The organism is Actinospica durhamensis (genome assembly GCF_018139695.1).
Classification (GTDB): Bacteria; Actinomycetota; Actinomycetes; order Streptomycetales; family Catenulisporaceae; genus Actinospica; species Actinospica durhamensis.
Genome location: NZ_JAGSOG010000371.1, coordinates 1 through 6,959 on the forward strand (window position 1 = coordinate 1; position 6,959 = coordinate 6,959).

The 6,959-nt window shown below is 72.9% G+C and carries 4 protein-coding genes; 1 reads left to right on the top strand and 3 read right to left on the bottom strand.

Going from position 1 to position 6,959, the window contains the following annotated elements; all coding sequences use genetic code 11:
* The coding region (locus KDL01_RS37660; RefSeq protein WP_212533502.1) for a hypothetical protein at nt 1-2,982 on the top strand (2,982 nt) is incomplete at its 5' end.
* A gap of 23 nt (nt 2,983-3,005) precedes the next feature.
* On the opposite strand, the gene KDL01_RS37665 is transcribed toward KDL01_RS37660, so the two are convergent.
* The 3 genes from KDL01_RS37665 to KDL01_RS46875 form a co-directional block, all read right to left on the bottom strand.
* The gene (locus KDL01_RS37665) at nt 3,006-3,491 is read right to left on the bottom strand and encodes a hypothetical protein (RefSeq protein WP_212533503.1); all 486 of its coding nucleotides are present in this window, start codon (nt 3,489-3,491) and stop codon (nt 3,006-3,008) included.
* A 46-nt stretch (nt 3,492-3,537) separates the two neighbouring features.
* Complete coding sequence (locus KDL01_RS37670) at nt 3,538-4,914, bottom strand: APC family permease (RefSeq protein ID WP_212533504.1); 1,377 nt, start codon at nt 4,912-4,914, stop codon at nt 3,538-3,540.
* Between the two features lie 201 nt (nt 4,915-5,115).
* The gene (locus KDL01_RS46875) at nt 5,116-6,858 is read right to left on the bottom strand and encodes a phospholipase D-like domain-containing protein (protein ID WP_212533505.1); all 1,743 of its coding nucleotides are present in this window, start codon (nt 6,856-6,858) and stop codon (nt 5,116-5,118) included.
* Nucleotides 6,859-6,959: the final 101 nt, after the last annotated feature.

The window sequence follows — 6,959 nt, forward strand, 5'->3', positions numbered from 1 at the left end:
GGCGCGGATGGGGACGCGGATGGGAACGCGGGTGGGGACCGTACCGGCGACGAGGCTCCCGACCCGGCGTCCGCGTACCGCTGGTGGCGCGCTCCGGCCTGGGCCGGCAAGTCCGCGCTCATGGCCTGGTTCGTGCTGCACCCGCCGGCGAACGTCGACGTCGTCTCCTTCTTCATCACCGCCCGCCTCGCCTCGCAGTCCGACCGCGAGGCCTTCATCGACGTCGTCCTCGAGCAGTTGGCCACGACGCTCGGCCGCGGACTGCCCCCGCTGCTGACCTCGGCCACCCGCGAGGCGCATCTGCTGGACATGCTGGACGAGGCCGCGCGCTCCAGCGCGGACCGCGGACGGCGCCTGGTGCTGCTGGTCGACGGGCTCGACGAGGACCGCGGCGTGACCACGGACCCGAGCGCGTACAGCATCGCGGCCCTGCTGCCCGCCCGGCCGCGCTCCGGCCTGCGGGTGATCGTGGCCGGCCGGCTCAACCCGCCCGTGCCCGCCGACGTGCCGGGCTGGCATCCGTTGCACGATCCCGCCATCGTGCGCATGCTCAGTCCGTCACCGGCCGCCGAGGTGGTCCGGAACGAGGCCGAGAACGACCTGCAGCGGCTGCTCCAGGGCACTGAGACCGAGCGGGACGTGCTCGGCCTGGTCGCGGCCGCGCGCGGAGGCCTTGCGGCGGCGGACCTGGTCGAGCTGATCGGCGCGAGCGCCTACGAGACCCGCCGCACCCTGAACGCGGTCGGCGGCCGCTCCTTCGTGCCGCGCGCCGGCCGCCGCCTGGAGGGCGAATCCGACCTCTACATCCTCGCGCACGACCGTCTGCAGGAGACGGCCCTCGATGTGCTCGGGCGCGCCCGGCTCGGCTCCTACCGGGACCGTCTGCACGCCTGGGCCGAGGGGTACCGAGGCCGCGGCTGGCCGGACGGTACGCCCGAGTATCTGCTGCAGGACTACTTCGGCATGCTGCGTTACGAGGGCGACCTCGCCCGCATGCTGGCCTGCGCCCTGGACGCCGCGCGGCACGACCGCATGCTGGCGGCCTACGGCGCCGACGGCACCGCGCTGGCGGAACTCGCCACCACCCACGCCGCGATCGCGGCCGATCCGCGGCCCGACCTGCTCGCGGCCGTGCGCCTGGCCGCGCATCGCACGGTCCTGACCGAGCGCAACGCCCGCCTTCCCGCGACGCTCCCGCGGGTGTGGGCCGTGCTCGGCGAGCACGGCCGGGCCGAGACGCTCGCCTACTCGCTGACCGATCCCCTGGCCCGGGCGGCGGCGCTGACCGATCTCGCCCGGCTGGCCGCCCGAGCCGAGCAGGCCGAGCGGGCCGAGCGGTTCGCCCGACAGGCCGTGGAGAGCGCGCACCAGATTCCCTTCGAGCACTTCGAGGACGCGGCGCTGGCCCGGATCGCCGGGGTGTACGCGAGGCTCGACCGCTTCAAGGACGCGCTGGACGTGGTCGAGTCGATGCCCGGCGACATCAGGAGCGGCGGCCGGATCGAGGCGTGGGCCGAGATCGCAGGACCCTGGGTCGAGCGTGGCCCCTCGCAGTGGCCGCAGGCCCTGCTCGAAGGGCTCAGCGATCCCTCCGCCTACACCACCCTCGGCGCGATGCACACGAACACGCAGGCCGTCGGCGCCGCCGTGCGCGCGCTCGTCCTCGCCGGGAAGTGCGAACTCGCCGAGTCGCGCGTCCGTATGATCCCCAGTCATACCGATCGGCTGAGCGAGATGCTGGCGGTGCTGGCGGAGGCGAGCGCCGCGTGCCATCCGGACGTGGCGCACCGCGCGGGGCGGGAGGTGCACGGCCGCGCGCTCCGGGAGACCCGGGCCGCCGCGGGGTATCCCTACCTGCTCGACGAGCTGATCCCGGTCCTGGTCCGCATCGGTCTCGCCGAGGACCTGGGCGGGCTGGCTCCGAACTGGACGCGCGGCGGCACGATGCGCAGTGTGACCCGGGCGGCGCTGCTGACCGCGCTCGCCCGCGGACACGCCGACATCAACGACCCGCCGCGGGCGCTGGGCTTCGCGCGCGAGGCCGCGAGGCAGGCCGCGACGCTCGACGACTCGCAGTACGCGGCCAGGCTCCGGGTGGACCTCGTCGGGGTGTACGCCCACGTCGGCGAGCGGGAGAGCGCGGTCGAACTCGCTCGGCTCGTCCTCGAGACGAGCAGCACCCCGACCCGCTCGCGCGTGTGGGTCGAGACCTCCGGCGCGGGCGAGTCGACCTACGACGACATCCTGCAGCCGGAACCGCTCTGGGCCTCGCGCACGAAGGCACGTCTGTCCGCCGTGTTCCGAGAAGAGGGGCTGCCCGACGAGGCACGGAAGGTCGCCCGGTCCATCCTCGAGCCCGCGGACCGCGCCGAGGCACTCGCCGCCTGCGCCGAGGCACTGGTGCGGGCGGACCGGGTCGGCGACGCGATCGCGGCCGCGCACGAGTCGGCGGCCACGGCCCAGGGCGCGTCCGACCCCAGCGACGACGCGCTGGCGCTGCTTGAGCTGGCGAAGACGCTGGTCGAGCAGGGCGAGGCGGTGCGTGCGGCCGAGATCGCCGCGGCGGCCCGGTGGCACGCGGAGCGCATCCACCAGGCCTACGCGAAGTCCTACGCGGTGCAGAAGATCTCAGAATACGATCGACGCACGGCGCGGGCCGGCGACGGCCCGACCCTGGGCAAGGACGCCGGGCTGGCCGCCCGGGTCGGCGCTCTCGCAGCGGCCGGCCGTGACGACGAAGCCGTCGCCCTGGTCGGCACCATCGTGCACCCCTACATGCGCAGCGAGGCCGGCGCGGACCTCGCCAAGGTCCTGTACCAGGCCGGGCAGCGCGCGCGGGCACGGCAGATGCTGGCGCAGGCGTGCGCGCTCGGGCCGTGGCGCACGGTCGTGCGGGGCCTGGCCGCGATCGATCCGGGCAGCCTCGCCGCGTTCGCCGACGAGGTGGCGCGGCACGAGAGGGCGCGGCGCGAGGAGGCCTGACCGTTCGACCGGCTGCGGGGTGTCTAAGGCTTCGGGGTTCCGTCCGGCCGGGTGCCCATCCACACGTTCCCACGGATCACCCCGGCCGCCAGCGAGCCGCCCTCCGCGTGGATTTCGACGTTTCCGCCCACCGCCATGCCCTCGGGCGCCTGCACGATCCCGATCCCGGGAGCCGCGTCCGCGGCGTCCCGCAGTTGCCGCACGAGCGCGTCGATCGAGGCGGCGAAGTCGGGATCGCGTTCCGCGGCGTCGTCCAGCGCGAGCGCGACCCGCTGCGCCGTGCGGGGCGTGGGCGCCTCGAGGCCTTGGCGCGACTCGTCGTACAGGCGCTCGAGCGCGGGGTCCTTGCCGAGCCTGCCCTCGACCGCGTGGTGCAGCTTCTCGCCCAGGCGGTCCACCGCCTCGTCCACGGCGGTGTCCACGTGCTCGTCCGCCCGAGCGCCCGCGCGCCGCGCCTTGCGCAGCGCCCAGCCGAACAGGTATCCGACCACGATCTCGGTTCCGACCATGATGCCCGCCCCTCTCCGCAGGACTCGCCGACCGGCTGACGCCCTCTCACACTGTGCCAGCTGCGCGGCGGCCGCGCTGCACGGCCAGCACGACCAGCCCGACGACCAGCCAGATCCCGCCGACGACCTGCGCCGCCCCGGACGCCTGGGTGATCACGGCGATGGTGATCGCCGCGCCGACCAGCGGCACCGCCACGTGGGCGATCGGACGCAGACGCTCCTGCGTGTCGCGTCCGCGCACCGCGAAGTAGCCGACGACCGCGAGATGCAGCAGCGTGAACGCGACCAGCGCGCCGATGTCCACCACCGAGACCAGCCGGTCAAGGCCGTCGTCCCGGCTGGCCGCCCACACCGCCGCGGCCATCGTCACCACGGCGGCGCAGCCCAGGGCCAGGCGCGGCACCCCGGAGCCGCGGTCCACCTGGGCGAGCGCTCTCGGCAGGCGCCGCTCCCTGGCCATCGCGAACAGCAGCCGGCCCGCCGCCGCCTGCCCGGCCAGCGCGGCGAACGCGGCGCCGATGGCCTTGCTGACCGCGACCAGATCGTGCAGCCAGGAGCCCACGGCCGCGTCGACCGTGGTGTAGAACTCAGCCCCCTGCGCCCCCGGGTCCGCCGCCAACTGCGCCGCCGAGGCCGGCTCGAGCAGGGCCGCGAGATACGTCTGCGCCGCGAACAGCACGCCCGCGACCACCAGGCAGGTCAGCACAGCCCGGGCCACGTTCGCCGACCCGCCGGTCGCCTCCTCCGCGAAGGACGCGATCGCATCGAAGCCCAGGTAGGAGAGCACGGCCACCGAGACCGCGCCGATTACCGCGCCGAGCGAGAACGCACCCTGCCCGGTCAGCGGCGTGAGCCAGCCGTGCCGCGCCCCGTGCAGCCCGAGCTCCACCGCGGCCGCGACCACGAACACCGTGAGCACCACGATCTCCATCGCCAGCACCAGGAAGCCCACCGCGGCCGCCGCCCGAACCCCCATCAGGTTCAGGCCGGTGGTGATCACCACGGCGAGCGCCGTCCAGAACCACTGGTGCACGGCCGGCACCAGCGAGTGCATCGCGATCCCGGAGAACAGGTACGCGACCGCCGGGATCAGCAGGTAGTCGAGCATGACCATCCACCCGGCCACGAACCCGGCCGACTCCCCGAGTCCCACCCGCGCATACGTGAACACCGACCCGGCCTGCGGAGCCACCCGCACCATCTGCGCGTACGAGTACGCGGTGAACGCCATCGCCACCGTCGCCACCACGTACACTAGCGCGATCGCCCCGCCCGAGCGCGCCTGCAGCGCCCCGAACACCCCGACCGGGGCCATCGGCGCGATGAACAGCAGCCCGTAGACCACCAGATCCCGAAACCCCAGCGCACGCCGCAGCGTCCCCTCGCCGGACGGCGTGTCAGACGGCCCCGCGGTCGTGGTCATGGCGCGCCTTCGGACGGGTCTCGGTGGTGGTCGTCGAGCCCCCAGCTTCCCGCACCCCGCCCCGACCCGCCGCGTCACGCGGGCGAATGGATGACGCGGCGAGGCACGGCGGACGGCGCGGGGTGGGCCGGAATGCACCCGGCCCACCCCGCGTCGGTTCACGTCAGCTCACGTCAGTTCACGTCAGCTCGCAAATTCGGATCAGCTGACGTTGAACGCCGTGTCGTCGATGACGAACGAGGTCTGGTACTCGGAGTCCTCGGTGCCGGTGAACTTGATCGTGATGGTCTGGCCGGCGTAGGTGCCGAGGGTGGTGAACGTGTGCAGGCTGTAGCCGGTCGCCGCGTTCAGGTTCGAGTACGTGTACAACGTCTGCAGCACGGTGCCGGAGCTGTTGAGCACCTGCAGCTTGAGCGTGTCGTAGGCCGTGGTGGTGCTGGTCTCGGCCGTGTCGATGTGCATGTAGAAGGTGAACGAGTAGGTCGTGCAGCCGGAGGGGACGGCGACGGACTGGGAGAGCGTGTCGGTCGTCGTCTTGCCGTAGCCGTCGAGCCAGGCGTCCCAGGTGCCGCTGTGCGGCGGCTCCTTGCTGTTGTCGGCGATGACGCCCGAGGAGGCGGTCCACGGCGCCGCGGTGCCGGTCTCGAAGCCGGGGTTGCCGAGCAGCTGCGCGGCGGTGCAGCCGGTGCCGCCGCCGCCCGCGGCGCTGATGGTCCAGGTGAACGAGGCCGAGGCGGACGGGCCGGTGGAGTCGGTGGCCGTGACGGTCGCGCTGTAGGTGCCGGCGGTGGTCGGTGTGCCCGAGATCGCGCCGGTGCTCGCGCTGATGGACAGGCCGGTGGGCAGGCCCGTCGCGGCGTAGGACAGGGTGCCGCCGGCCGTGTCGGTGGCGGAGATCTGCAGGCTCGCGGCGGTGCCGACCGTGCCGGTCTGGCTACCGGGGTTGGTGACGGACACCGAGCCGGTGGTGCCGGTGGACCCGAAGTCGGTGTTGAAGGTCGACTCGACGCCGCTGAGCACGCCGGAGTCGGAGACGATCAGGCCGAGCTCGCGGTTGCTGTTGAGCGAGTTGTCGGTCATGTTCTCCGAGCCGAGGAACACCTTCGCGGTCGAGGTGCCGTAGTCGGCCACGACCGTCTTGGCGTGCACGTAGAACCCGGTCGAGGAGGTGTAGGTGGTGACCTTCGCGCCCGCGGCCTCGATCTCGCTGATGCCGGTGGCCCACTCGTTGCTCTCGTTCTCCAGCACCGCGCGCACGGTCACGCCGCGCTTGGCCGCGGCCACGATCGCGTTGATCTCGGCGGTGTCGGAGAACTCCTCCTGCTCGATGTCCAGCGTGTGCTGGGCGCCGTTGAGCAGCGCGACGATCTTGGTCTGCGAGTCGGTCGGGGACCAGACCAGGTCGTCGCCGTCGCCCGGGGTGATGGAGGTCTTGGCGAAGTCGGCGTTGAACACCGCGACGATCGCGCTCACGTCGTTCTGGTCGGTGTCGAAGACCCCGAAGTCGCGCGAGGTGGAGTAGTACGTGGTGTCCAGGTTGCCGGTGGAGATGTAGGACTCGTCGTTGTCGACCGTGACGGTCTTCTGGTGGGTGTAGGTGAACGAGGTCGACGAGTAGGTGACGCTGACGCCGCCGGCCTGCAGGGCGCTGTAGGCGGCGGCGTTGACGGAGGTCTCCTGGCGGTCCAGGATGACGCGGACGTTCACGCCCGCCTTCTCCCGCGCGATCAGGTCGTTCTCCATCGTGGTGTCGCGCAGCTCGTACATCGTCATGTCGATGGAGCTGGTGGCCGAGTTGACGAAGCTGTAGATGGTGCTCTCGCCCTGGTCCGGCAGGATCAGCAGGCTGTAGGTGCCGCTCGCCGCGTGGGCCGGGGCGGTGGCGAGGGCGGTGGCCGCCGCGGTGGCGCCGGCCGCGAGGATGAGCCCGAGTCGCCGGATCACGGCTGTTCGACTGCTCTGGTGGGGCATGGGTGTAGGGCCTTTCGAGAGGGGTGGGTTCCCGAGGGACAGCACCCGGAGGGTGCCCGGGCGATGCAGAGTAT